We start from the raw sequence: 24,812 nt of genomic DNA, 5'->3' as shown, positions 1-24,812 counted from the left end.
GATGGTGACGAGTTGGACGGGGTGGGCTGTCCACGGCTGATGCGGTGCGCTACGTACGGGGTGAAGGGGCGGGTGGTCAGGCCGGGGACAGGCAGAGTGTGGAGCTGGTCGGGCAGGTCGATGAGGAGACCGGTCCGCAGGAAGGCGGCCTGCGCACCGTGCAGACCGCGCGGTGCGTGGGCGACATCGGTCGGCGATCACCCGTAGAGCGAGCGGGCTCCCGGGCTGTTGCCCTTGAAGCGCTGGCCCGCGGCAATCTCCTCGCCGACCACCGACCAGACGGTCTCGTCGTCCTGGAAGGGGAGCGGGTCAATGCTGCTCGTCTCCTCGCGGATGCGCTCGACCTCGCGCTCCAGGCGCTCGAAGTCGGCTTCCTCCTCGTCCTCGTCGCCGCTGAAGGTGAACTCCTCGAGCAGGCGCTGGAGCCGGAGGGTGACCTGGACGAGGGAGGAGACGTCCGCGTGGAGTTCGACCACGGTCTCCTCGTCGGGGTCGAAGGCGTGCACCTTGCCGGATACGGGGTCGAGGGCGAGGTGCGCGTTGAGCAGCCAGCCGATGACGGGCCAGTCACCCGCGTCCTCCGCAGCGTCCTCGAAGTCCTCGATGTAGACGACGTCCTGGACGAGAGGCAGCAGGCCGTCGTCCTCGTCGGGCTGACGCAGCAGGAGCGTCCCGGTGGGGACGCCGACGGTTTGCAGGAGGCGGGCGCCCTCGGTGTTCGCGGCGACGGGCGGGAAGGCGGTGGCGGGGATGGTCGCGAGTCGGTCCTCGCCGAAGATATCGACGAGTTCGCTGCGGGTGACGTCGAAAAGCACTGCCGGAACTCCGAACTCGGTGGCGCCACGGGCGCCGTGGGACTTTAGTGGACGGAAGCGGTCACGACAACAGCGTTGCGGATCGAGGCGCTTCCGGTGACTCCGATTCCGCCCCGCCCGCTCACCCGCCCCATTACGGAGCGAACTTGCTTTCCGAGGGCGAGAGGTTCATCACTGTATCAGTGCGTCCGCCGGCGACACCGTGCTGGTCCCACTGTTCGTGCAGCCACTTGACGTAGGCGCGGTGCTCGCGGTCCTTCTTGTACTTGCTGAGTTCTTCGCCGTTCGGCCCCTTTTCGGACTGGTCGTATTTCGCGCTGTGGGTGACCTCGAGATTGTCGGGGAATTCCCTCGCAAGATACTTGTTGCACTTGGGATTCTTCTGGCAGGGCTCACGTTCCGTGTAGAGCTCGCTGACGTTGCCCTCGTGCCCGTTCTTGATCAGCGGGTGTCCGATGGAACGTTCGGAGTGTGCCTCGCCGCTGGCGCCGACCAGGATGAAACGATTCCCCTTGCCGTCGTCGTACAGCGCTGAGGCATAGTTGCCGCCGGGGATGTAGGAATCGGGGCGTTCGGTGCGGTTGGCGTAGCGGCCGAGCTGGGTGGCGCGGGCCAGATCGGTGGAGCCGGGCGCGACCTTCGTGGAGTTGACCGTGTTGCCCTTGTCGGGATTGTTCTTGCGCTGTTTCTCCCCTTTGTTGTTCCACGGGTACCAGGCCTTGTCGCCCAGTACGTCCTTCACTCCGGAGGAGTCGTCGGAACGGACGGGACTGGTGGTCCCGTCGGGGTGCAACTGGCGTATCGAACCGTCGTCACTGAGAAGGTACATGGGCGTGTCGCCGTCACTCTTGACCTTCTTGACGTCGACCTTTTCGGCCTCGTCGCCGACGTCGCGGTCCTTGCGCTTCTGGTGCCGGGAAGCAGCCTTCACACGGTCCGGAATGGTGTCGGTGACGTGGTCGGTCACCTTCTTGGCGGCCTTCTCCATGCCGTCGATGGCTTCTTCGAGAATGCCGTCGAAGGCCTGGGTGAACGTGTCTTTGCCCTTGGTCTTGCCGAAGGTGTTCTTCGACTTGCCGAGATGGATCCCGGACTGGCCGCCCAAGTTGCTCCCGTGGCCGGAGACCTTGTCGGCGCCGTCCTGGAACTCGAAGTGGTCGATGACCGTCTTCTTGCCCTCGCCGCCGGAGCCGCCGCTGCCGCCCGCGGAGGCCAGTTTCATGCCGCCCGGCTTGTCACCGGGGTTGAAGGCTCCCTCGGCCAGGTCGAGGACCTTGTCCGAGATGAGTTCCCGCAGTTTGCCGGTGACGGGCTCGGTGACCTTCGCTATGAGCTCGTCGACTATCTGCTCGACCGCCTCGTCGATGAGCCGCTTCACGATGGTGCGCATCAGGGCGATCTCACCGGCGGCGACCGCGGCGGAGAGGCCCAAGGTCAGGGGGGCGGCGGCGAGTTCGGCGACGATGGTGGCGGCGAGTACACCGAGTTCGACGCCCGCCTTGACCTTCATGCCGCGGATGACGTGGCCGACACCGTCGCAGGCGTCCGCGAACAGCCGTGCCACCTCGGGGATCTTCTCCAGGTGACCGGTCTTCACGTGCGACCAGTGCTTCTTCATGGACTCCACGGCCCAGCCCTCGGAGGAGTCGAGGATGCGGGTCACGGCTTTGTGCGCGTTGCCGCCGTGACCCTCGAACTTCTCGGCGAAGTCCCGCATGGACGTCGCCATCTCGAAGTAGTCGTCCTCGTCGACGTTGGGCCAGTTGACCCCGATGAGGTCGAGTGCCTCGTCGATGATGTTCGGCAGTACCAGACCCATGGCCGCGCGCTCCGTCCCCCGTCAACTACTGCAACTCCAGCCCCAACAGCTAACGGGGCAGGTTGTCAGGTACACAAGGGTAAACGCGGTCGCGTCACGGTTCTGTGACGAGAGTTCCATCTGACGTGAATTGCGGCGGAGTTGACCGCTCTCGCACGGGGGCACGCAATGCAACGAAATGCAACTGTCAGGCGCACTGCCAGTGGCTGTCCGGCACGTACCCCGATGGCCGGCGCCATGGGGGTGTCCGCCGTTCACCGCGTGGCAGTCGTCACCGCCCCCGCAGCCGCACGAGTGCCTCGTCCGTCCCCACCACCAGGTCCCCTTCCGCCGTGAAGGCAAGGGCGTGCGCCTGGCTGCCGGGGTGGAAGGTGCGCAGCCGGTCGTCGTCCAGGGCTCGGTGTTCGACGAGGCCGTCGGCCCAGGCGATCGCGAGGACGAGCCCGGCGTCGGCCAGCGCCACCGCCACCGCGTTGACGGCGCAGTTGCGGGCGGCCACCGGCTCGGGCATGGGGTCGGTGTGGGGGGCCCATGCGCGTACGGTGCCGTCGGCGCTGCCCGTGTACAGCAGGAGGACGGTGTCACCCTCCGCGGAGACGGGCAGAGCGGTCCCGGCGACCGCGGTGACGCGCCCCCGGTGCAGAGTGGCGGTACGCGGCTCGGCGCCGACGGTCACCACGTGCACTGTTCCGGCGGCGTCACCGAGGACGACACGGTCCCCGGCGCCGGTCAGCGCGGTGACCGTCTCCTGCTGACGCTGCGTGTACTCCTGTACGGCTTTGAGGAGTTGCTCCTGCCCGGAGAGGCCGTCGTCGAGGAGGGCGGCGAGCCCCTTGGGCTTTGCGGACTCGGCGGCGCGCTGGGTGTGCAGGAGGCCGTGCTCGTCGAGGACGCTGACGGTGCCGTCGCCGTGCTCGGCAGTGGCGCGGAGGCCGGGCACGGAGTGCGGGAGGCGTCCGACGGAGCGGGCGCTCTCCGCGTCGAGGACACGCACGGTGCCCTGGTGGTCGGCGACGACGAGCTGCCCGGCCAGGGGGCCGGTACCGGTCGCCAGGGAGCGGACCGGGCCGGGCCACGGTGGGGTGACGTCGCCGCGCACCCGGTGCCAGACGACGGTCCAGGAGGCGTCTCGGACAAGGGAGGTGAGGGTGGCCGGCAGTCGCGGATCACCGGCGTCACCGAGGGCGGCGAGGAGGACCAGGGCGCGTTCGGCGGCCGGCTGCTCGCGGGTCAGGGAGGCGCCGGCCCGCAGCCAGGCGGCGCGCAGTCCGCCGTGGCTCTCCTCGGAGCGTTCGTACGCAGTGGTCACGCTCCAGGCGTCGGCGGCGCAGACCGAGGCGGGATCGTCCAGTTCGAACGGTTCCTCCGGCTCCGGGTCCTGCCCCGCCGGCCCGGCCGGGCCGGCGGGGTGGGCTGCGTCCCAGGACGCGCGGCGGGCCTCGTCGGTCCACTGGGGCTCGTCCAGGTCCATGCGGGCGCAGGGTCCGGCGGTGAGCGCCTGCGCCCATTCCGTACCGGATCGGACCTCGACAAGTACCCGGACGTGCTCCAACGAGGCAAGGCCCAGGACGAGGTCGACGAGGGAGCCGGGCTGCTCGGCGGAGTGCAGTTCGGGCAGCGCGATGACGGTGCGGCGCCGGTCGGCGGCCAGCGCGGCCAGCAGGTCGCCCGGGGAGCGGGCGGCGATCGACAACTGTTCGCCGAGCATCCAGGCGGCCGTGGTCGCGGTCTGGCCGGGCAGCGGTACGAAGCCGTGGATGCGGCGTTCGCTGACGGTGCCGGGCCGGGTGCCGTGGCCGATCAACCAGGCGAGGAGCCGCGACTTGCCGCTGCCCTCGGCGCCGGTGACCACGGCGAGGCCCGGGGCGCGGGGGTCGCCGAGCCAGGAGAGCAGGGCGGCCGCGGCGGGCTCCCGCCCGGAAGCGGGCCGGGACCAGCGCGGGGCGGGACCGGCGGTCATGAACCCACCTCCGTTCCTTCGGCACCCGGGCGGCGAGTCACTGCCGGGCCTGCTGCGCGGCGTGGGTGATGAGTTCCTTGATGCCTTCCTCGCGGGACTCCGCAGTGTCGCCATAGTCGAAGCTGTGCGTGAACTCGGCATGCGGGAGGACGGCCTGGAGCCAGGCGGAGCAGTAGTGGCCCGGCATCATGCACGGTTCGAGTTCGCAGTAGACGCGGCGGACCTGCTCGGGCTCCACTCCGGCGGAGGAGAGCCGCTGCCACAGCTGCTCCTCGGGGTGGGGGCGGCCAGGACCGGCCTGGGCGGTGACGATCTGCTTCGCGCCGTCCTTGCCGACGTACTCGAAGGCCGACGAGAAGGGGAAGTTGAGGGTGTGGCGGACGTCATCGAGCACCCGCGACCACCAGTTCTCCCGGTCGGTGACGGCCCCTGGGTCGATCTGCCGGATCTCCTGGACCAGCGCGGCGAACGCCTCAGCGGCGGACTGGAGTCCGTCAGAGGCGGCGATCACCGGGAGGGCGCGGTCCAGGGCGGCGGCGCAGTGGGTGAAGGCGGCAACGTCCGAGTTGACGTACAGGGCGGCTTCGTCGCGACCGAGGAAGAGGGCCTGTACGGAGCCGTCGGTGCGGACACACAGATGCGCCAGCCGGTCGGTGCCGATGCGCACCCACTCCGCCCAGTCACCCTGTAGGGCGACGCCGCGGTGGCCGGTGTACATCCCGAGGGTGGGCCCGTCGGTGTCGTCCGCCGCAATGAAGTACGGGCCGACGTGCAGCGGCACACCGACCTGCGCGAGGTGGGTGCGGGCCGAGGCCGGCACGGTTCCGTACGAGGCAGGTACGCTGATGCGGCGCAGCCCCTGGGGGCCGAACTGTGCGATGGCGGGGTCCGAGGGGAACTCGGGCATCACAGACCTCTCACGGTGGCGGACTTACCGGCTCCACCCTATGCGCAGGCCGGACGGGGCAGGGGGCTGTGACGATTCCGAGACGAGGTCGGGGCGGGGCCGCCCCGTCGCGATCGCCATCTCCCTGGTGCCGCCGTCGGCCGTGACGCGCCTGTTGATCACCGTGCACCGCTACCACGACGCCGGCGAGTCGGCCCGATGCGCCCCGAAGAGTCGGCCGGCCTCCGCCGCCGGGACGTCGGCGCTGACAACCTCGTGATCCGCGTTCGCCTCGCCGAGCCCGAGCGGACCAACGGCAAGCGCGCTCCCGGACCGACCAAGTCCGACGCGGGCGCCCGTGTCGTCGTACTCCCGTCGTTCCTGCAAGGAGCTGAAGCAGCACCTCGACCGAGCCACCGTCGGCCTCCTCGACGACTTCCGCTTCTACGACCTTCGTCACACCGGACACGCTCTCGACCTGGACGACATGGTCCGCGCCGAGTGTGCGAAGCGGAGGCCCACCGGTAGCTGACCGCGTGCCGCTCGCCGGTCTGGACAACAAAGAACCCCCGGGTTTCTGACCTGGGGGTTTCACATGGAGCGGGTGACGAGAATCGAACTCGCGCTCTCAGCTTGGGAAGCGACGGCGCTTGGGTGGGCTCTATGCCACTGACCTGCACGGATGCTATCTCTCTGGGTGATCGCAGGGTCGGTTCGCACCACTGGTGACCGTGGTTGTCCCCTCTTACGGGCACGCTGTGGGCACGGGGCGCGAAGACCGGTGGGCAGAGCGCGTGCACGAACGGGCACTGTGTTCTGCTGGGTTCGGTCGGACGCCCAGTTGGGGAACGCCTTCGCGCGTGCACAGAGCTTGGGTGAAACCCGCTGCCGGCGCTACTTGTGGTGACGGTCTTGACCGTGGTGCAGGTGCTGGTGCCTGCCTTGCGGAACTGCAGTTTCACCGACTGGTTGGCGTACCCGTGGTACGCGTTGTCGTCCCAGTTGGCCCGGCCGAGCTTGCCCGTCACGGTTGGCCCGAGGCCGAGCGGGCGAGCGCTGCCTTCTCATGGTTCCGTGGCTGTCGCGTGCAGGTCCACGTCGACCCGGCGGCCGAGCGGTCCTTGGTGGACGCGGACTTTCACGGCCAGGAGCCCGACGATGGCGAGTCCTCGGCCGTGTTCGTCGGGGTCGGCGTCCTGAGCAGGTCGCGGCCGGGCCGGGGCGCCGGAGTCCGTCACCGAGATGCGCAGGACTCCGGCGTACAGGGACAGGCGGACGGTCATGTCGTGGCGGCCGTGCTCGGCGGCGTTCGCGGCGAGTTCGCTGACGACGAGCTCGGCGGACTCGCGGTCGGCGGACGGGAACCGCCACTGCGCCAGGACGGCTGCGACGCAGCGGCGGGCCACCGGAACCCAGCGGACCTCCGCCGGCAGGGCCAGGACGGCCTCGTGACCGGCGGTCGGTCGGGTGCCGAGAGGAACGGTGGGCGACATCGTCCGGTCACGGGAGACGATCGGCTGAGGAGCGGTCCACTGCGCCGTGAGGGGAGCGGCAGGCGGCCTTCTCGTCTCGATGAGGATTGTGGTGCTCATGGTCGGCCCCGAATCTGGCGGGAGAGGGGACGTGGCGTTCGCGGTCCTCCTGGCGGTCCGGGGATTGTGCCGCCGTTCGGGGGAGCCGTGAGGGAAGCTGACGGCCGACTGCGGCTCCGCCGAGTCCCGTCGGTGGGAACCGCCTCGTCACCAGGCCACTTCTGACGCTATGCGGTTGTCCGATGCTCCGTAGCTGGGCGACGGGGCGTACCCACCCCCTCCGAAAGGAGGGGCACCCCGGCCCGGTCGGGACGGTGCAGGGCCGGACAGCGGGGCCGGACAACCGGGTGTCCGGCCCCTCTGTCGCCACCGCCTGCGCCGGAGCGGTGGTCGTCGTGTGTCCCGGTGTCACGGGCGATCGTCGGGGCGGTCGGCGGTGTCCGCACCGGTCGGGAGCGGCGGCTCCGCCTCGATGCGTTCCCACTCCTCGTCGGTGAGGACCCGGGAACGGAGCAGGAAGCGCACGCCCTCGGGTGCTTCGAGGGAGAAGCCGCTGCCCCGGCCCGGGACCACGTCGACGGTGAGGTGGGTGTGCCGCCAGTACGCGTACTGGTCGGCACTCATCCAGAAAGGGGTGTCGCCGGCGACATGGCCCAGGAGCACGTCCTGGGCGCCGACCCGGAACTCGCCGCGCGGGTAGCACATGGGCGCGCTGCCGTCGCAGCAGCCGCCGGACTGGTGGAACATCACCGGCCCGTGCGTCCCGGCGAGCCGCCGCACCAGGTCCTCGGCAGCCGGTGTCAGCTCGACGCGCCTGGTGCGGGCGTCCATCAGAAGAATCCGAGCTTCTGGCCGGAGTAGCTGACCAGCAGGTTCTTCGTCTGCTGGTAGTGGTCGAGCATCATCTTGTGCGTCTCGCGCCCGATGCCGGACTTCTTGTAGCCGCCGAAGGCCGCGTGCGCGGGGTAGGCGTGGTAGCAGTTCGTCCACACCCGGCCGGCCTTGATCTCCCGGCCGAGGCGGTAGGCGGTGTTGCCGTCCCGGGTCCACACACCGGCCCCGAGGCCGTACAGCGTGTCGTTGGCGATCTTCAGGGCCTCGTCGACCGAGTCGTACGTGGTGACGGAGACGACCGGGCCGAAGATCTCCTCCTGGAAGATCCGCATGTCGTTGGTGCCGCGGAAGATGGTCGGCTCGATGTAGTAGCCGCCCTCCAGACCGGCCACGGCACGGGGGCTGCCGCCGGTGAGGACCTCGGCGCCCTCCTTCTTGCCGATGTCGATGTAGGAGAGGATCTTCTCGTACTGGTCGTTGCTGGCCTGGGCGCCGATCATCGTGGCCGGGTCGAGCGGGTCGCCGCTGACGATGGCCTTGGTGCGTTCGACGCAGCGGGCCATGAACTCGTCGTAGATCGACGAGTGGATCAGGGCGCGGGACGGGCAGGTGCACACCTCGCCCTGGTTGAGGGCGAACATCACGAAGCCCTCGACGGCCTTGTCCAGGAAGTCGTCGTCGGCGGCCATGACGTCGGGCAGGAAGATGTTGGGGCTCTTGCCGCCCAGCTCCAGCGTGACGGGGATGATGTTCTCGCTCGCGTACTGCATGATCAGGCGGCCCGTGGTGGTCTCGCCGGTGAAGGCCACCTTGGCGATGCGCGAGCTGGAGGCCAGCGGCTTGCCCGCCTCGACGCCGAAGCCGTTGACGACGTTGAGCACGCCCGGCGGGAGCAGGTCCGCGATCAGTTCGATGACCAGCAGCAGGCTGACCGGGGTCTGCTCGGCGGGCTTGATGACCACGCAGTTGCCGGCGGCGAGCGCGGGCGCCAGCTTCCAGGCGGCCATCAGGATCGGGAAGTTCCACGGGATGATCTGGCCGACCACGCCCAGCGGCTCGTGGAAGTGGTACGCGACGGTGTCGGCGTCGATCTCGGCGATGCTGCCCTCCTGGGCGCGCACCACGCCCGCGAAGTAGCGGAAGTGGTCGATCGCCAGGGGGATGTCGGCGGCCAGCGTCTCGCGTACCGGCTTGCCGTTCTCCCAGGTCTCGGCGACGGCGATCTTCTGGAGGTTCTCCTCCAGCCGGTCGGCGATCTTGTTGAGGATGTTCGCCCGCTCGGTCGTGGACGTGCGGCCCCACTTCGGTGCGGCCGCGTGGGCGGCGTCCAGGGCGAGCTCGATGTCGGCGGCGGAGGAGCGGGCGACCTCGCAGAACGTCTTGCCGGTCACCGGCGTCGTGTTCTCGAAGTACCGGCCCTCCACGGGGGCGACCCAGCCGCCGCCGATGAAGTTGTCGTATCGCGGGGCGAAGCTGACGATGCTGCCGTCTGTTCCCGGCTGCGCGTACACCATGGCGGCTCTCCTCGATGGAAGGTGAGTGCGGTCCGACGGCCCACGCCGTCGTGATGCGGTTCACCCTGAGCTCCTGAGGTTGGCGCGAGGTTGGCGCCGCACACGCCCGGCGCCGGGCCGGGTGTCATCAGGGCCTGTCGGACAGGCCCTGAGCGGCCTTGGCGAAGTCCGGTGCGGTATCGCGCCCCGCAAGGGGCGCGGGGCTGTGTGGAATGTGCGGCTACCGCCGCGTGGGCGCGACCAGCCCCCACCGGCCCGCGCACGCGGCGGAGCCGCATATTGATACAGCATCACCGCGCTTCCGGCGGAGCGCTCAGCGCAGGGCCGCGGTGAGGCGGCCGGCCGCGAGGGCGCGGCGGGTGTCGCGCCGGTCGAGCAGGCGCAGCGCGTGCTCGTGCACCTCTACGTCGTACTGGACCCGCTCGCCGTACCGCAGCGCGTGCTCCGGGCGGGCGCTGGCGAGCACCGCCTCGCGCACCGCCACCTCCAGGTGGGTGCGCCACTCCTCGATGCCCGGCGCCTCGGACCGGGGCAGCAGCGGGCCGCGGTACAGGCGCAGGGCGGTGTCCGCGTCGCCGTTCTCCAGCGCGCGCAGCACATCGGCGGCGTCGCAGGACACGGGTGTGGTCAGCGCGTAGCGGCGGGTGGCGACACCGCCGTCGAGGGCCCGGCGCAGATGGGAGATCTCCGCCTTGAACGTGGACGCGGTGACCGGCCGGTCGCCGTACACGGCCTCGCGCAGCCGCTCGGGCGGGAAGCCGTCCGGTTCCAGCGCGAGCAGCGTCAGGATCTCCAGCTGCCGGGGCCGCAGGGAAAGGGGGACGCCGTCGCGTACGGCCTGTTCGGCGCCGAGGCAGGTGAGCCGCACGGGGGCGGCCGGGTTCCCGCGGGGGCGCAGGGACGGCTCGGTGCGGAGCCGGGCCTCGACGGTGGCGACCAGCGAGCGCACGGTGGACATGGCGAGGGGGTTCGAGCGGTCCCAGGTGGTGGACATGTCCAGCACGCCCAGGACGCGTCCGTCCGGGCCGTGAACGGGTGCGCAGTAGCAGACCCAGCCGTGCAGGGCCGTCACCAGGTGTTCGGCGGAGAAGACGGAGCTGGGGCGGCCGGTGCGCAGCGCGAGGGACAGGGCGTTGGTGCCCATGGCCTGCTCGTCCCACCGGCCGCCGGGCGCGAAGTTGACGCGCTCGGCCCGTCGGCGCGTGGTGCGCCCGCCGCACGTCCACAGGATGGTGCCGGACTCGTCGGTGACCGCGGTGACGAACCCCGCGTCCTCCGCGATGCTGCGCAGCTCGTCGGCGAGGTCGTCGACCGGCCGGCGCAGCGGCGAGCCGTTCCAGCGGTGGTGCACCGCGCCCCCGTCGGTCACCGGGGCGCTGTCCCGGCTCGGGTCGACGCTGCTCAGCGAGCGCACCCAGGACTCGGTCACGTCCCGGCGCAGTGCCTCGGCACCGCTGGGGGTCGATTTCGGTCTCGGTCCGGCGGTCCTCATCTGCGGCACCAGGCGGGACCACTCGCTCTCCAGCGTGGCCCTGCGCCGCCGGAGGTCACTGCTCTGTGACATGTGCTTTTCCCCTGCCGTCGAACGGGGACGACCGATTATTGTCCCCGGGGACCGAGTCGGCGCACCCGTCCGACCGGTCCGTCCCACCCTGTCCGATCGGACAGGTGCCCCACCCTGGTGCGCGCGCTTAGCGTGGTCTTCGGTCTGACCACAGTGTTATCGGCCAACCCGGCGGTAAAATCAAGGTTGCGTATGCGTTGCGGGGCTTCCCGCCCTTTGGAGGTCGCATGTCGCTCACGTCCGGCGTCACGGTGGCGGGCGGTAACGATCCGAGTGCCGACTGGAGCCGTGACGAGTGCCAGTGCGAGCTTCTGGGCCCGCAGCAGACGAGCACGGACGCCGTCCGGCAGTCCGCCCGGCTCGCCAAGTTCCATGTGCCCGAGATCGTGTTCGGGCCCGGCTCGCTCACGGAGCTCGGGCACTGCGCGCTGCGCCTCGGCGGTCGTCGCCCCTTCCTCGTCACCGATCCCGGACTGATGGAGGCGGGCTGGGTGGACGAGGCGGTGGGCCACCTGCGCAGGGCCGGGCTGCGGCCCGTGGTGTGGTGCGACGTCACGCCCAACCCCAAGGACCACGAGATCCAGGCCGGCTTCGAGCGGTACGCGGCCAGCGGCTGCGACGTGATCGTGGGAGTCGGCGGCGGCTCGGTCATCGACGCGGCCAAGGGCGTGGCGATCCTGTCGAGCAACGGCGGACACATCCTCGACTACGAGGGCGTGGACCAGGTCGTGCAGCCCATCCCGCCGACCGTGATGGTGCCCTCCACGTCCGGCACCGGGGCGGACGTCTCCCAGTTCGCCGTGATCACCGACACCACCGAACACATCAAGATCACCATCGTCAGCCGTACGCTGGTCCCCGAGATCTCGGTGATCGACCCGCGGCTGCTGACCACGATGCCGGACTGGCTCAACGCGGCCACCGGCCTGGACGCGCTGACGCACGCCATCGAGGCGTTCGTGTCCCGGGCGCACAACCCGCTGACCGACATCCACGCCCTGCACGCGGTCGAGTTGATCACCGCGAACCTGGTGCGCACCCAGGTCCACCCCAAGGACTTCGGCGCCCGCCTTGCCATGGCCCAGGCCGCGCTGGAGGCCGGCATGGCCTTCACCAACGCCATCCTCGGCGCGACGCACGCCATGAGCCACCAGGTCGGCGGCCTGCTGGACGCCCCGCACGGCGTGGTCAACGGCGTGCTGCTGCCGCACGTCATCCGGTTCAACGCCGAGACGTGGCCGGAGCGTTTCGTCGCGCTGGGCGCGGCGGCCGGCCTTCCGGTCGCGGGTGTGCCGCAGCACGAGGTGGCCGAACAGCTCGCGGACCTGGTGCGCGCGCTGGCCGACGACGTCGGCGTCCCGAAGGGCCTTGCAAGCCTCGGCGTCGCGGAGCGCGACGTGCCGGTCCTGGCCCGTACGACGCTCAAGGACGCCTGCATGGCCACCAACCCCAGGGACGTCGACGTGCGGGACGTGGAGACACTGTTCCGCGAGGCTCTGTGAGGCGATCCCGGTGAGCGACCCCGAACGGTCCCCCCAGACCGCAGACCTGGGGGTGCTCACCGGACTGCGCTCCGGCAAGCGGTCGTACTACCCGGCGTACGTGCGCTCCACCGAGCGGCTGGAGCGGACGGTGGAGGCACTCGACGGGATCTCCCGCGCCCTGGTGCGCACCGCGGAGGGCCCGCGCGCCCTGGTCGAGGCCGTCGTACGGACCGCCGCAGAGCATCTGCGCGCCCGCTGGCTGCTGCTGGCCGTCGCCGACGGCGCGCTGCGCGCCGCCCGGCCGCGGTTCCTGCTGTACGCGGACGACGTGTTCATCGACGACGAGACCCGGATACCCGCCGAGGTGCGCGAGCACCTTCTGCTGCTGCGCACCCGCCCCTGGGAGGCCCAGGGGCCCGACCGGGGCCGGGGCTGGGTGCGCGCGCCGATGACCCTGGACGACGAACCGGTCGGCGGGATCGCCGCACAGCCCGGCGCCGGTGTCGAGGTCGCCGACACCGACCTGGCCATCCTGCGGGTCCTCGCCAACCAGGCCGCCGTGGCGCTGCACCACACGTTCCTGTTCCACGCGGCGACCGCCCTGCGCGGACGCGCCGAGGAACTGTCCGAGGCGGCCGAGCGGCAGGCCCGGGACCTGGCCGCACGCAGCGCCGAACTGGCCGAGACGCAGGCGCGGCTGCTCGACGCGATGCAGCGGCAGGCGCTCGACGACGAGCGGCGCCGCATCGCGCGGGAGCTGCACGACAGCGTCTCCCAGTACGTGCTCAGCGCGGGGATGACCGTCGAGGTGTGCCGGGCCGAGCTGGCGGGCCTGGGCGGGGAGGCCGCCGGGATCGCCGAACGGCTGGCCGACGCCAAGGACCTCAACCGGCAGGCCGTGGAGCGGCTGCGCGCCGCGATCTACGCCCTCCACCGCACCTCGCAGGAGCCGGCGGGCCCGCTTCCGGTGATGCTGGAGCGGCTGTCCACGGTGCATCTGACCACGGACCTGGACGTACGGGTGCAGGTGGCGGGCCGCCCGGTGCCGCTGCCGCCCGAGGCCGAGCAGTCGCTCCTCCGGCTGACCGGCGAGGCCCTGTTCAACTCCGCCACGCACGGCAAGGCCGGCCGGGCGCTGGTCCGTCTGCGGTATTTGCCCGAGGCGGTCGTGCTGACGGTGTCCGACGACGGCGGCGGCGAACCGGCCCAACTGCGCCGCGCCCTGCGGATGTCCCGGGCCACCGATCTCGCCGGACGCCACCGAGGGCTGGCGAACATGGTCGCGCGGGCGGAGGAGCTCGGCGGCCGATTGTCCATCCGCCGGTCGGGGATGGGAGGCGTCCTGCTGCGGGTCGACGTCCCGCTGCCGGTGAAGCGCGCTCAGGAGGCAGCGGATGACCACTGAACAGCGGGCGGCGGCGCCCACGCAGGCCCTGCGGATCGTGCTGGTCGACGACCACGCGATCGTCCGGCACGGCCTGAAGTCGATCCTGGAACGCGAGAGCGACCTGGAGGTGGTCGGCGAGGCGAGCACGGCCGCCGAGGCCGCCGCCGTCGTCGAGCGGACGCGTCCGGCGATCGTCCTTCTCGACCTGAAGTTGTCCACGGCGGCCGACACCGAGGGCCTGGACCTGTGCGCCCGGCTGACGCAGCATCACCCGGAGCTGGCGGTGCTGGTGCTCACCACGTTCCTCGACGACTCGCTGGTCGTGGAGGCGATCCACCACGGTGCGCGCGGCTATGTCGTCAAGGACGTGGACACCACCGAACTGCTGCGCTCCATCCGGGCGGTGGCCCGCAACGAGAGCGCCTTCGACTCCCACGCGGCCGCCGCGATGGTGCGCTCGATGCGCGTGCAGCCCGAGCGGCCGAAGTTCACCGAACGGGAACTGAAGGTCCTTCAGCTGCTCGCCCACGGGCTGAGCAACCGGGAGATCGGCGCGGAGCTGTACATATCGGAGACCACGGTGAAGTTCCACGTCCGCAACATCATGCGCAAGATGGACGCGGGCAGCAGGGCGGAAGTCGTGTACGAGGCCACCAAGCTGGGCGTGATCTGACGGCAAGGAGCCGGGACCGCTCGTCGGCGGTCCCGGCTCCCACCCTCATGTCATCAACCCACGGCCGGGCGGCCGAGCGGCAGCCCGCGTCCTCCGGTGGCCAGCGAGGTCACATGGAGAAAGAGGTAGAACCCGACCGCGACGAAGGCGAAGACGGTGTATCCGCCCGCCATCTGCAGCGTGCTGGAACCGTTCAGGGTGGCGAACAGCACCAGAGCGAGGGCCAGGTCGATCAGCGTGAACAGCACGGTGAAGGCGGCCGGCAGCCGTAGCGTGCCCACGGTCAGCAGCACGATGGTGACCAGCCAGGAGATCAGGAACAGGGCCTGGGTCCTGTTCGCGGCCGCCACCGAGACGGCGAACCAGCCGTGGGTGAGCCCGAGCACGAGCACCGCGTAACTGAGCCAGAACCCGGTGAAGACACCGAAGATCGCCGCGACGGCGCTCCGCCCGAGCGCGGCCGCCCAGACCGCGGCGATCAGCTGGCCGAGTGCCGTGGCCGCGAGGATGATCGCGAGCGGCGCTCCGGCGGTGCCGGCCGGAACGTAGCCGACCAGGGTGAGGCCGAGGGCGATCGAGCCCACGATGAACGTGGGCACGCCGATCAGCGCCGGATCCCCGTCCAGCGGTCCTGGCGTGGCCTGCGGCCGGGGCTTCGCGTGGGCTGCGGCGGCGGTACCCGCCGCGTCCGTTTCCGAGAGGGACATGAACGCTCCTTTGCGTTGCGGTGTTTCTTCTACGCGGCGCAGATCTTGGGGCCCGTCGCTCAGCCGGGATCGACCACCAGCCAGCCGCCGTGGAAGGCGCCGACCGAGAAGCGGTGGCCCGTGCGGCGGCCCACGTCGGCGAGTTGCTCCGGTGTGAAGCACCGCACGTGCCCGTACGCGGCGGTCGGCTCGTCCTCGTACGGCACGGCCACCACCACCCGCCGCCGGGCCAGCCGCAGTGCCTCCCGTACGACGGCGTCGCCGTGCCCCGGGTCGAGGTGCTCCAGTACGTGGATGACGGTGACGGTGTCCACCGAGCGATCGGGCAGCGGCACCTGGGCCGCGTCGCAGACCAGCGCGTTCAGCGTGAGGCCCCGGGCGCGGGCCACCGTGCCCAGCAGGCGCATGGTGCCCCGGGAGAGGTCGGAGGCGATCACCGTCTGCCGTTCCCGCTCGGCGAGCAGCAGCGGCAGGAAGCCGAAGCAGGAGCCCAGGTCCAGCACCGTGCCCGGGGCGACCAGGTCGAGCGTGCGCCGGTACACGGGGGCGAACCCGGCGATCGACGAGTGCTCGGCCGGCTCGGGGGACTGCCAGTACTTCTGGATGCGGGCCAGGGTGTTGTTGTAGAAGGTGGTCCAGGCGGGCAGCGGCCCGTCCACGCAGGAGCGCACGACCCCGGTGAAGACCCGCTCGAAGACGTCGCTGCCGGACAGCCAGCCGGGGGCGAACAGCTCCTCGGCGAGCAGTCCGGCCAGGTCGTTGTCCAGTTGGTCGGGGCGCAGCGAGTGGCCCAGTTCGACACGGCGGCCACGGCGGCGCAGGGTGAAGTGCTCGGTGCGGACGATCGGTTGGGGGGCCGCTCTCTCGGCGGTGGGGCTGTCGCGGATCACGCGGACCAGGTGGTCGGCGTACAGGCCGGGCGCACTCGGCGCCAGCGGGTCGATGCGGCGCGCGGCGATCGCGCTGCGCAGGCTCGGGACACTCACGACGACGGCTCCCCCTGACGGTGTGCGGCGGTGTTCATCGGCCGGTCGCCTCCGCCGCCATCCGCAGGGCGGTACGCTCCAGCCCGGCGAGGTCGGCGACCACCTGCACGCGGTCGCAGTACTCGGCGTAGCGGGGCAGGTCGCAGGCGCCCAGGCCCCAGGAGTAGCGCGGCTCCGGGGTCAGCCAGATGGTCTGGCGCACCCGGCGGGTGATCTCCGCGAACGCCTCGGTCCGCGGGGGGTTGCCGTTGCCGCGGCCGTCGCCCAGCACCAGGAGCGTGGTACGGCGGCCCAGCGCCGGGGCGTGCTCGGTCAGCAGCGTCTCGAAGGTCCGGCCGTAGTCGGAGTTCGCGTCCACGTCCAGCAGACCGCCGGCCGGCAGCCCGTCGAGGACCAGCCCGAGCGCCCGCTCCAGCGGGTGTTCCGCGAACAGCTCGGTGATCTCGGTGGGTTCGTCGACGAAGGCGTAGGAGCGGATCTGCCCGAACAGGGACTGCAGCCCGTGCACCAGGTGCAGGGTGAAGCGGGCGGTGGCCCGCACGGACAGCGAGACGTCCGCGAGGACCACCAGGCGCGGCCGGTCCTCGGCGCGGGTGACGATGACGGGCCTGAACGGTACGCCGTCGTAGCGCATGTTGCGGCGCATGGTGCGGCCCGGATGGACGCGGCCCGCCGGGGTGTTGCGCTTACGGCTGGTCAGCGCGCCGTGCACGGAGCGGCCCACCCGGCGCAGCGCCTCCTCCAGCTGGCTGCGTTCTTCCTCGTCGACTGCTTCGAGGCGGGCGCGTTCGGTGATCCGGGCGGACTCGACGGCCATGGCCCGCAGTTCGGCCAGCCGGTCCAGATGCCGTCTCAGCAGCTCGGGCAGGTTCTCGATGACGCCCGCCAACTGACGGCGCAGCGAGTCGAGTTCCGGATCGTCGGGATCGTCGTCCCGGTCGGCGAGCCAGCCGAGCAGGGCGTCCTGCTGGGCGACGGTCAGGGTCGTGTCGATGGGCTGTCCGGTCGCCGACGCGAGCCGTCCGGGGATCCCGGCGCCGTGCAGCCGCTCGGTCTCCAGCTGGACGGACGGGCTGTCGTCGCGCGCGCCGCTCGCGCCGTCCTTGGACAGGACGATCTCGTCGGTCATCGAGGCCAGGTCGATCTTGTTGGCCTCCTGGTGCAGGTTGTACTGCTGAGCCAGGTCCTGCTGGTCGAAGAAGTCGCGGATGTCGGACGGCTTGCCGTGGCTGTGGCCCTGCTGCGGGGTCTCGGAGGGTTCGTCGGAGACCGTGAACGACTCCAGCTCGCCGGTGTCGGTCAGGTCGTCGTGCGCGTGACTGTGGCCATGGCCGTCGGTGTCGCCGTCCACCGGGCGCAGCGAGAAGAACGCGGTGAACAGCTCGTCGAACAGTGCGTGGTCGCGCCGGTCCTTCACCAGCGTCATGCGCAATGCCTCACGCAGCGTCCCGCGCTCGCCGAGTACCCCGGGCTGGGCCGCCCCGCGCATGGCGTCCATGGCCTCCGACACGGAGACCCGCAGGCCGAACAGCCGCAGCACGCGGACGAATCGGTGCACGCCGGCTTCCATGCACGCCTCCCGGGTCAGTCGGTGCGGCGCCGCGCGACGGCGGCGAAGGAGCGGGCACCCTGGCCGGTGCCGGGGGTGGTGCGGTGCGCCGGACCGGCGCCGGGCGCGCCGTAGTAGTCCTCGTCATGCCGGCCCTGCTGGTCCATGGCGGCCCGGACCACACGGCCGTCCACGTCGCCGTGCTCGCCGTGGTCGTGGTGGTGGCCGTTGTGGTGATGGTGCCCGTGGTGGTGTCCGGGTTCGGGCAGCGTGCGGTTGGGGTCGACGAGGCGCGGCAGAACGTCCAGCGCGCGGTGCAGGTCGCGCTCGTACTTGAGAACGACGTTGGCGGTGTCGGCGAGGATCGCCGGATCGAGTTCGTCGACGCCCAGCACGGCGAGGGTGCGGGCCCAGTCGACGGTCTCGGAGATGCTGGGGCTCTTGCGCAGCGGCAGCTCGCGCAGGCCCCGCACCACGTCCACCAGATGACGGGCGGCGGCCTCGGGCAGCCCGGTGTCCTTGGCCCGTACGATCTCCAACTCCCGTTCCGCCTCCGGGTAGTCGAGGAAGAGGTGCAGGCAGCGGCGCTTCAGCGCGGCCGACAGATCGCGGGTGTTGTTGGAGGTGAGGACGACGTACGGGGGGACCTTCGCGGTGTACGTGCCGATCTCCGGCACCGACACCTGGTACTCGGCCAGGCATTCCAGGAGTACGGCCTCCAGCGCCTCGTCGGCCCGGTCGACCTCGTCGATCAGCAGAACCGCCGGCTGCTCGCCGCGCACGGCGTCCAGCAGCGGGCGGGGCGCGAGGAACCGGTCGGAGAAGAAGACGCTGTCCTCCTCCTCGATCCGGTGGACGGCGGAAGCCAGGTCGGGGGCGTCGGCGGTGAGGTCGCCGATCTTGTCGCGGAGCATCTGGGTGTACAGCAACTGCTTGCCGTAGTCCCACTCGTACAGGGCACGGCTCTCGTCCTGGCCCTCGTAGCACTGCAGGCGCAGCAGCCGGCGCCCGGTGGCGGCGGCCAGCGTCTTGGCCAGTTCGGTCTTGCCGACGCCGGCCGGGCCCTCCAGGAGCAGCGGCTTGTCGAGTCTGGTCTGCAGGAACACGGTGGTGGCGAGCCGCCGGTCGGCGATGTAGCCGTGGGCGGCGAACCGCTCGGCGACGTCGTCGACCGAGCCGAACGCGGGGCTTGCGGGTGTGGCGGGCACGGTTCCTCCGTCCGATGGGGCGGGAACGGGGGGCGACCTCCCTGTGCGACCCCCCGCTCCCGGGCGCGAGATGCTCAGCCGAGCAGATCGTCCAGGTCGCCGGTCATGCAGTGCGCGACGACGGGGCGGACGGTGTCGAACGTGCACTCCTTGGCGTTGCCCGGCGTGCAGGCGTCACCGAGGACGTGGTGGGTGATGCGGTCGACGTCGCCCGCGTCGCCCTTGACCACCTTGGCCTGCTCGTAGAACTTCGTCGGGCCCTGGCCGAGGCGGTTCTTGGAGTACGTGTCCTGCTGGACGTCCACGAACTTCTCCGGGATGCCGACGTCGCGCAGCAGCCGGATGCCCGCCGCGAGCGCGGCCTCGGCGGCCTGCACCTTGGTCATGCCGTGCGTGTCCACACCCATCGCCTCGGCGATGTCCGCGAACCGCTCGTAGTGGGCGGGCATGTTGAACGCCCAGACGCGGGGCAGCGCGATGGCGTTGTTCAGGCCGTGGTGGGTGTCGTAGAAGGCGCTGACCGCGTGCGAGATGGAGTGGATGATGCCGAGGCCACCGGAGTTGAACGCCTGTGCCGCGATGTACTGGGCGTACATCATGCCCTCACGCCCGGCCAGGTCCTGACCGTTCCACACCGCCTGCCGAAGATGGCGGGCGGTCAGCCGGATCGCGTGCAGCGCGTTGCCCAGCGAGGGCTGGAAGTTGAGCCGGGAGACGTACGGCTCGGAGGCGTGCGCGAGGACGTCGAACCCGCACTGTGCGGTGTAGTCGAGCGGGCAGTCGTAGTACAGGGTCGGGTCGTCGATGGCCAGGGTGGCGACCGAGGCGTCGTCGAACGCGACGTACTTGTGGGGGTTGTCCGGGTCCGTGGTCGTGTCGGTGATGACGTACGCCCACGAGGTCTCCGAGCCGGTGCCGGCCGTGGTGGAGACGGCGATGTGCGGCGGGTTCTTGGGGTTCTCGGACTTGTTGAATCCCTCGAAGTCGTTGACGTTGCGGCCGTCGTGAGCGACCGAGATGCGGGCGCCCTTGCACGCGTCGTGCGAGGAGCCGCCGCCGATCGAGACGAACGAGTCGCACTTGTTCTCCTGGTACAGCGCCACGGCGTCCATGACGTTGTAGTCCTTGGGGTTCGACTCGACCTTGTCGTACACCACGACCTCCAGGCCGTGGTACTTCATCGACTCGACGATCTTGTGCACCGTGTCGCTGCCGCGCAGACCGGTGGTCATCACCAGCGTGCGCCGGAATCCCAGCTTCTTGGCCTCCGGACCGATCAGCTCATGGGCGCCCGGGCCCATGAGTGCCCGGGGGAAAGGGTGGAATTCCTTGATCGGGAACGGCTTGAGAAGTTCTTCGACCTGCATGATCGCGACATTCCTCTCCGCGCGGGTGGACCGCGCGTCCTGCGTCGACTGCTCCTGAGGCCCGGCCGTCAGAGGTGCCTCCTGCCGCGCGACGCCTGGCACGCACGCTCGCGGCGTTGTCGTCGGTCGCCGACGCTCCGCGTCGGCTCCCTCCTCCGCCTTGCGATCGCACGCACCAGACGCCGCGCGGCCCGCCCTTCGGGCAGACGACGTCACCTTTGACGGCCGGGCCACCCGGCGGCGCAGATGCCCGGGGTGGAGCACGGACGTGCCGGAGTTGGTGGCGTGACTCACCCTCCGGGAACGCGGTGCGGGGCGACACCGGCCGCTCGGACGGCAGCGCGGCGCGGACGGAGAGGGTGCGACCTGACCGATCGGACGGGGCACGCGGCGGACACCGGCCCCGGCCGGGGCACACCTGTCCGACCGGACAGGGTGAGGGCGGCCGGAAGCAGGGTGAGCGGCGCGGCGGCCCGGCCGTAGCGTCGAGTACGGCCCGGTCACCGCGCGGCGGGACCGGCTACAACCCCAACTCCCTTTCCGTTCAGGAGGTTTGCCGTGAACGAGGAACAGATCAGGGCCGAGCAGGACACCATCAACGCCGCCGACGAGCTCGTCGAGGAAGTCCTCGTCGAAGAGGTGTCGATCGACGGCATGTGCGGCGTCTACTGAGGCCCGCCATGACGTCCCCGGCGTTCGACGTGGCACACCCCTACCGGCTGAACCCCTCCGTCGCACTGCGCCCCGAGCCGTTCGGGGCGCTCGCCTACCACTTCGGCAACCGCCGGCTGTCCTTCCTGAAGGCACCGGAACTCGTCGAGATGGTCCGGGGGCTCGACCGTCACCCCAGCGTCGGGGACGCCCTCGCCGGCGTGCCCGACGCCCGGCGGGGCGCCTTTCTGCGCGCGCTGGCCTCCCTGGCCGCCGCCGACATGATCATTCCCCAGCGCAGTGGAACCGGAGCGCGGTGATGACCACTCTTCACGACCCTCCACCCGTCGAGCATGTGCCCGCCCTCGTCGAGCAGTTCAAGGGCGGGCTGCACGCCCCGATCTGCCTGACCTGGGAGTGGACCTACGCGTGCAACCTGTCCTGCGCGCACTGCCTGTCCTCGTCCGGGCGGCGCGACCCGCTGGAGCTGTCCACGGACGAGATCAAGTCCGTGATCGACGAGCTCCAGCGCATGCAGGTCTTCTACGTCAACGTCGGCGGCGGCGAGCCCACGGTCCGCCCCGACTTCTGGGAGCTGCTGGACTACGCGATCGCCCACCAGGTCGGCGTGAAGTTCTCCACCAACGGGCTGCGGCTGACCCCCGAACGGGCCCGGCGGCTGGCCGCCACCGACTACGTCGACGTGCAGATCTCCCTCGACGGCGCCACCCGCGAGGTCAACGACGCGGTGCGCGGCCGGGGTTCGTACGACATGGCGATCCGGGCCATGGAGAACCTCGCCGACGCCGGTTTCCGGGACTTCAAGATCTCGGTGGTGATGACCCGTCAGAATGTGTCCCAGCTCGACGACTTCGCCGCCATGGCCGACCGGTACGGCGCCCAGCTGCGCATCACCCGGCTCAGACCGTCCGGGCGCGGTGCGGACGTGTGGGACGAACTGCACCCCACCGCCGAGCAGCAGTACGACCTCTACTCCTGGCTCGTCGGCCACGGCGAGCGGGTGCTCACCGGCGACTCGTTCTTCCACCTCAACGCGCTCGGCTCGGAGCCGATCCCGGGGCTGAACCTGTGCGGCGCCGGGCGGGTGGTGTGCCTGATCGACCCGGTCGGCGACGTGTACGCCTGCCCGTTCGCCATCCACGACGCGTTCAAGGCGGGCAACGTGCGCTCGCCGGGCGGCTTCGACCAGGTGTGGCGGGAGTCGGCGCTCTTCGCCGAGCTGCGCCGGCCCTCCACCGGGGGTGCCTGCTCGGGCTGCCCCGCGTACGACACCTGCCAGGGCGGCTGCATGGCCGCGAAGTTCTTCACCGGACTACCCCTCGACGGCCCCGACCCGGAGTGCGTCAAGGGCCACGGCGCCGCCGCGCTCGCGGGCGTCGACGCGGCCGCGCTCCCGCGCCAGGGCAATGACCACTCGCACCGGACCGTGCCCCTGGGCATGCCCGCCGTGCGCACCGCCCGCCCCGACCGCTTCTGCGACGAGAGCCCGCTGGCCGGCGCCGCCCTCGACGGTGTCCACGCCGTACACGACGCGAAAGGAACGTCATGAGCAAGTGGTTCGAAACGGTCGCCGAAGCCCAGCGAAGGGCCGGCAAGCGGCTGCCGAAGTCGGTCTACAGCGCGCTGCTCGCCGGTTCCGAGAAGGGCACGTCCTACGACGACAACACCCGGGCGTTCGCGGAGCTGGGCTTCGCGCCCCACGTGGCCGGGCTGTCGGCCAAGCGGGACCAGTCGACGACGGTCCTCGGCGAGCAGATCTCGCTGCCGGTGATCATCTCCCCGACCGGAGTGCAGGCCGTGCACCCCGACGGCGAGGTGGCCGTCGCCCGCGCGGCCGCGGCCCGCGGTACGGCGATGGGGCTCAGCTCCTTCGCGAGCAAGCCGCTGACGGACGTCGTGGCCGCCAATCCGCAGACGTTCTTCCAGATGTACTGGATGGGTTCGAAGGACGCGATGCTGCGGCGCATCGAGCATGCGTACACATCCGGGGCGAAGGCGCTGATCGTCACCCTCGACTGGTCCTTCTCGCACGGCCGCGACTGGGGCAGCCCGAAGATCCCCGAGCGGCTGGACCTGAAGGCCATGGCGCGGTTCGCCCCGGAGGCGGTCGCGCGTCCGCGCTGGCTGCTCGACTTCCTCAAGTCCCGCAGCCTGCCCGACCTGACGGCACCCAACCTCACCGAGTCGGCGCAGGCCGCGCCCACGTTCTTCGGGGCCTACGGCGAGTGGATGCAGACCCCGCCGCCCTCGTGGGAGGACGTCCGCTGGCTGCGCGAGCAGTGGGACGGGCCGTTCCTGCTCAAGGGGATCTGCCGGGTGGACGACGCCCTGCGCGCGGTCGATGCGGGCGTCACCGCGATCTCGGTCTCCAACCACGGTGGCAACAACCTCGACAGCACCCCGGCCCCGATCCGCGCCCTGCCGGCCGTCGCGGACGCCGTGGGCGGTCAGGTCGAGGTCCTCCTGGACAGCGGGATCCGCCGGGGCAGCGACGTGGTCAAGGCGCTGGCGCTCGGCGCGAAGGCCGTGATGATCGGCCGCGCCTACCTGTGGGGCCTGGCCGCGGGCGGGCAGACCGGTGTGGAGAACGTCCTCGACATCCTGCGCGGCGGCATCGACTCCGCCCTGCTGGGCCTCGGCCGCTCGTCCGTCCACGAACTGACCCGCGACGACGTGGTGATCCCGCCCGGATTCACCCGCACCCTGGGCGCGGTCTGAGATGCCGGCCGAGCCCGCCCCGGCCGCGGGGGCCGAATCGCGACGACAGGCGGTTCCGCGTGCGTCGGAGACGGGAATCCCGGCTGCGCCGCATCCGGGGGCGTGCGAGCGCCCGGCGGCGCCTCGTCCGGGCGCGTCGGCGACCCCGGCTGCCGGGCATCCGGCGGTGTCGGCACCTCCGGCGGCGTTGACGGCGGCGGCCGCGTCGGTGGCCCCGGCGGCGATGACAGCGACGGCCGAGGCGGCAATCCCGACGGCAATGACGGCCACGGCCACAACGGAGGCCGCGGCCATGACGAAGACGACGCCGGGGACGCCCGGTCCGGCGACCCGGCTCGGGGACCTCGCCTGGCCGGACCTCGACGACCGCCGCCCCTTGGTGCTGCTGCCCCTCGGCTCCTGCGAGCAGCACGGCCCGCACCTTCCGCTGGACACCGACACCGCCGTGGCCTCGGCGGTCGCCGGGCGGGTCGTCGGCCGGCTGCGCGGCGAGGTGGACGTGCTGGTCGCGCCCGCCCAGTCGTACGGGGCCAGCGGCGAGCACGAGGGGTTCCCCGGCACGGTGTCCGTCGGCCACGACGCACTGCGCCTGCTCGTCACGGAGATCGGCCGGTCGGTGCTGCGCTGGGCGGGCCGCCTGCTCGTGGTCAACGGGCACGGCGGCAACCTGGTGAGCCTGGCCGACGCGGTGACCGGGCTGCGCGGCGAGAGCCGGGACGTCGCCTGGTGGCCGTGCCTGCCGCCGGGGTCCGACGCGCACGCGGGCCGCACCGAGACCTCCATGATGCTGCGGCTGCGGCGCTCGGCCGTCCGGGGCGAGCGGGCCGTCGCCGGACCGACCGACCCCGTCCATCTGCTGATGGACCGGCTGGTCGCGGAGTCCGTCCGGGGGGTCAGCCCGTCCGGAGTTCTGGGCGACCCCGCCGGGGCCCGCGCGAGCGAGGGCGAACGGCTCCTGGACCGCATGGCGGACCGCCTCGCCGCCGACATCCGGGCCTGGCGGGTCTCCGGGCGTGGCCGGCTCGGCCAGCCCGAGCGGCAGCCGGTCATCGCCCCGGCGGGAGCGGCGCGATGACGGCCCCGAGGGTCGCCGCGGTCACGGGTGCCGCCCGGGGCATCGGGGCGGCGACCGTACGC

21 protein-coding genes and 2 pseudogenes are annotated in these 24,812 nt (G+C 71.3%); 9 read left to right on the top strand and 14 right to left on the bottom strand.

Annotated features, from left to right (window positions below; all coding sequences use genetic code 11):
- Positions 1–197: 197 nt before the first annotated feature.
- The 4 genes from ACTWQJ_RS07405 to ACTWQJ_RS07390 form a co-directional block, all read right to left on the bottom strand.
- The gene (locus tag ACTWQJ_RS07405; RefSeq protein ID WP_443305818.1) at positions 198–815 is read right to left on the bottom strand and encodes an SUKH-4 family immunity protein; all 618 of its coding nucleotides are present in this window, start codon (positions 813–815) and stop codon (positions 198–200) included.
- Between the two features lie 133 nt (positions 816–948).
- Positions 949–2,634: a nucleic acid/nucleotide deaminase domain-containing protein gene (locus tag ACTWQJ_RS07400; protein WP_443305817.1), complete on the bottom strand. Its 1,686-nt coding sequence runs from the start codon at positions 2,632–2,634 to the stop codon at positions 949–951.
- Positions 2,635–2,905: 271 nt separating this feature from the next.
- A complete protein-coding gene (locus ACTWQJ_RS07395; RefSeq protein ID WP_443305816.1) occupies positions 2,906–4,594 on the bottom strand; it encodes a hypothetical protein in 1,689 nt (562 codons plus the stop codon).
- 37 nt (positions 4,595–4,631) lie between these two features.
- On the bottom strand, positions 4,632–5,501 hold the full coding sequence (locus ACTWQJ_RS07390) for a nucleic acid/nucleotide deaminase domain-containing protein (RefSeq protein WP_443305815.1): 870 nt from the start codon (positions 5,499–5,501) through the stop codon (positions 4,632–4,634).
- Positions 5,502–5,693: 192 nt separating this feature from the next.
- On the opposite strand from ACTWQJ_RS07390, the pseudogene ACTWQJ_RS07385 reads away from it, so the two are divergent.
- Positions 5,694–5,979, top strand: a pseudogene (locus ACTWQJ_RS07385) (tyrosine-type recombinase/integrase); the annotation flags it as partial.
- 385 nt (positions 5,980–6,364) lie between these two features.
- Here ACTWQJ_RS07385 and ACTWQJ_RS07380 read toward each other — a convergent pair.
- From ACTWQJ_RS07380 to ACTWQJ_RS07360, 5 genes and pseudogenes are all read right to left on the bottom strand, one after another.
- Positions 6,365–6,511, bottom strand: a pseudogene (locus ACTWQJ_RS07380) (calcium-binding protein); the annotation flags it as partial.
- Positions 6,512–6,544: 33 nt separating this feature from the next.
- Entirely contained in the window at positions 6,545–7,072 is a 528-nt protein-coding gene (locus ACTWQJ_RS07375) for an ATP-binding protein (RefSeq protein ID WP_443305814.1), read from the bottom strand.
- Between the two features lie 348 nt (positions 7,073–7,420).
- Entirely contained in the window at positions 7,421–7,843 is a 423-nt protein-coding gene (locus ACTWQJ_RS07370) for a DUF779 domain-containing protein (RefSeq protein ID WP_443305813.1), read from the bottom strand.
- Positions 7,843–9,360, bottom strand: coding sequence for an aldehyde dehydrogenase (gene adh, locus ACTWQJ_RS07365; protein WP_443305812.1), 1,518 nt, complete (start codon positions 9,358–9,360; stop codon positions 7,843–7,845). Before adh ends, ACTWQJ_RS07370 begins: the two co-directional genes overlap by 1 nt.
- Before the next feature lie 313 nt (positions 9,361–9,673).
- Complete coding sequence (locus tag ACTWQJ_RS07360; RefSeq protein ID WP_443305811.1) at positions 9,674–10,924, bottom strand: transcriptional regulator; 1,251 nt, start codon at positions 10,922–10,924, stop codon at positions 9,674–9,676.
- A gap of 227 nt (positions 10,925–11,151) precedes the next feature.
- On the opposite strand from ACTWQJ_RS07360, the gene ACTWQJ_RS07355 reads away from it, so the two are divergent.
- The 3 genes from ACTWQJ_RS07355 to ACTWQJ_RS07345 are packed head-to-tail and all read left to right on the top strand — an operon-like array spanning position 11,152 to position 14,468.
- Positions 11,152–12,426 (top strand): iron-containing alcohol dehydrogenase, encoded by a 1,275-nt coding sequence (locus ACTWQJ_RS07355; protein WP_443305810.1) that lies wholly within the window; start codon positions 11,152–11,154, stop codon positions 12,424–12,426.
- A gap of 10 nt (positions 12,427–12,436) precedes the next feature.
- Positions 12,437–13,813, top strand: a complete 1,377-nt coding sequence (locus ACTWQJ_RS07350) for a MadS family sensor histidine kinase (protein WP_443305809.1) — start codon at positions 12,437–12,439, stop codon at positions 13,811–13,813.
- Complete coding sequence (locus tag ACTWQJ_RS07345; RefSeq protein ID WP_443305808.1) at positions 13,803–14,468, top strand: MadR family response regulator transcription factor; 666 nt, start codon at positions 13,803–13,805, stop codon at positions 14,466–14,468. Before ACTWQJ_RS07350 ends, ACTWQJ_RS07345 begins: the two co-directional genes overlap by 11 nt.
- Positions 14,469–14,521: 53 nt before the next feature.
- On the opposite strand, the gene ACTWQJ_RS07340 is transcribed toward ACTWQJ_RS07345, so the two are convergent.
- The 5 genes from ACTWQJ_RS07340 to mdo all read right to left on the bottom strand — a co-directional run bounded on the left by ACTWQJ_RS07340 (position 14,522) and on the right by mdo (position 20,285).
- On the bottom strand, positions 14,522–15,175 hold the full coding sequence (locus ACTWQJ_RS07340) for a GPR1/FUN34/YaaH family transporter (RefSeq protein WP_443305807.1): 654 nt from the start codon (positions 15,173–15,175) through the stop codon (positions 14,522–14,524).
- A 59-nt stretch (positions 15,176–15,234) separates the two neighbouring features.
- Positions 15,235–16,161: a mycofactocin oligosaccharide methyltransferase MftM gene (gene mftM, locus ACTWQJ_RS07335; protein WP_443305806.1), complete on the bottom strand. Its 927-nt coding sequence runs from the start codon at positions 16,159–16,161 to the stop codon at positions 15,235–15,237.
- Between the two features lie 34 nt (positions 16,162–16,195).
- Positions 16,196–17,719: a VWA domain-containing protein gene (locus tag ACTWQJ_RS07330; RefSeq protein ID WP_443305805.1), complete on the bottom strand. Its 1,524-nt coding sequence runs from the start codon at positions 17,717–17,719 to the stop codon at positions 16,196–16,198.
- Positions 17,720–17,745: 26 nt separating this feature from the next.
- A complete protein-coding gene (locus ACTWQJ_RS07325) occupies positions 17,746–18,918 on the bottom strand; it encodes an AAA family ATPase (RefSeq protein ID WP_443305804.1) in 1,173 nt (390 codons plus the stop codon).
- A gap of 74 nt (positions 18,919–18,992) precedes the next feature.
- Positions 18,993–20,285: an NDMA-dependent methanol dehydrogenase gene (gene mdo / locus ACTWQJ_RS07320; protein WP_443305803.1), complete on the bottom strand. Its 1,293-nt coding sequence runs from the start codon at positions 20,283–20,285 to the stop codon at positions 18,993–18,995.
- 558 nt (positions 20,286–20,843) lie between these two features.
- On the opposite strand from mdo, the gene mftA reads away from it, so the two are divergent.
- From mftA to mftE, 5 genes are all read left to right on the top strand, one after another.
- A complete protein-coding gene (gene mftA, locus ACTWQJ_RS07315) occupies positions 20,844–20,957 on the top strand; it encodes a mycofactocin precursor MftA (RefSeq protein WP_443305802.1) in 114 nt (37 codons plus the stop codon).
- Positions 20,958–20,965: 8 nt separating this feature from the next.
- On the top strand, positions 20,966–21,256 hold the full coding sequence (mftB, locus tag ACTWQJ_RS07310; protein ID WP_443305801.1) for a mycofactocin biosynthesis chaperone MftB: 291 nt from the start codon (positions 20,966–20,968) through the stop codon (positions 21,254–21,256).
- Complete coding sequence (mftC, locus tag ACTWQJ_RS07305; protein WP_443305800.1) at positions 21,256–22,506, top strand: mycofactocin radical SAM maturase; 1,251 nt, start codon at positions 21,256–21,258, stop codon at positions 22,504–22,506. The genes mftB and mftC overlap by 1 nt, the downstream gene beginning before the upstream one ends.
- On the top strand, positions 22,503–23,675 hold the full coding sequence (gene mftD / locus ACTWQJ_RS07300) for a pre-mycofactocin synthase MftD (RefSeq protein WP_443305799.1): 1,173 nt from the start codon (positions 22,503–22,505) through the stop codon (positions 23,673–23,675). The genes mftC and mftD overlap by 4 nt, the downstream gene beginning before the upstream one ends.
- Positions 23,676–23,967: 292 nt before the next feature.
- Positions 23,968–24,750, top strand: coding sequence for a mycofactocin biosynthesis peptidyl-dipeptidase MftE (gene mftE, locus ACTWQJ_RS07295; RefSeq protein WP_443305798.1), 783 nt, complete (start codon positions 23,968–23,970; stop codon positions 24,748–24,750).
- The last annotated feature ends 62 nt before the right edge of the window (positions 24,751–24,812 follow it).

It is taken from the genome of Streptomyces sp. KR55 (assembly GCF_052245645.1).
Taxonomy (GTDB): Bacteria; Actinomycetota; Actinomycetes; order Streptomycetales; family Streptomycetaceae; genus Streptomyces; species Streptomyces flavusporus.
The sequence above is the reverse complement of the archived record's forward strand: the minus strand, read 5'-3'. Positions and strand labels throughout refer to the sequence as shown.

Bases quoted from the DNA above. Each gene is read 5' to 3' on its own strand.
- ACTWQJ_RS07395 (WP_443305816.1), bottom strand. From the start codon at position 4,594: ATGACCGCCGGTCCCGCCCCGCGCTGGTCCCGGCCCGCTTCCGGGCGG.
- mftB (WP_443305801.1), top strand. From the start codon at position 20,966: ATGACGTCCCCGGCGTTCGACGTGGCACACCCCTACCGGCTGAACCCC.
- adh (WP_443305812.1), bottom strand. From the start codon at position 9,360: ATGGTGTACGCGCAGCCGGGAACAGACGGCAGCATCGTCAGCTTCGCC.
- ACTWQJ_RS07390 (WP_443305815.1), bottom strand. From the start codon at position 5,501: ATGCCCGAGTTCCCCTCGGACCCCGCCATCGCACAGTTCGGCCCCCAG.
- mftC (WP_443305800.1), top strand. From the start codon at position 21,256: ATGACCACTCTTCACGACCCTCCACCCGTCGAGCATGTGCCCGCCCTC.
- ACTWQJ_RS07400 (WP_443305817.1), bottom strand. From the start codon at position 2,634: ATGGGTCTGGTACTGCCGAACATCATCGACGAGGCACTCGACCTCATC.
- mdo (WP_443305803.1), bottom strand. From the start codon at position 20,285: ATGCAGGTCGAAGAACTTCTCAAGCCGTTCCCGATCAAGGAATTCCAC.
- ACTWQJ_RS07375 (WP_443305814.1), bottom strand. From the start codon at position 7,072: ATGAGCACCACAATCCTCATCGAGACGAGAAGGCCGCCTGCCGCTCCC.
- ACTWQJ_RS07360 (WP_443305811.1), bottom strand. From the start codon at position 10,924: ATGTCACAGAGCAGTGACCTCCGGCGGCGCAGGGCCACGCTGGAGAGC.
- mftD (WP_443305799.1), top strand. From the start codon at position 22,503: ATGAGCAAGTGGTTCGAAACGGTCGCCGAAGCCCAGCGAAGGGCCGGC.
- mftE (WP_443305798.1), top strand. From the start codon at position 23,968: ATGACGAAGACGACGCCGGGGACGCCCGGTCCGGCGACCCGGCTCGGG.
- ACTWQJ_RS07345 (WP_443305808.1), top strand. From the start codon at position 13,803: ATGACCACTGAACAGCGGGCGGCGGCGCCCACGCAGGCCCTGCGGATC.
- ACTWQJ_RS07340 (WP_443305807.1), bottom strand. From the start codon at position 15,175: ATGTCCCTCTCGGAAACGGACGCGGCGGGTACCGCCGCCGCAGCCCAC.
- ACTWQJ_RS07355 (WP_443305810.1), top strand. From the start codon at position 11,152: ATGTCGCTCACGTCCGGCGTCACGGTGGCGGGCGGTAACGATCCGAGT.
- ACTWQJ_RS07370 (WP_443305813.1), bottom strand. From the start codon at position 7,843: ATGGACGCCCGCACCAGGCGCGTCGAGCTGACACCGGCTGCCGAGGAC.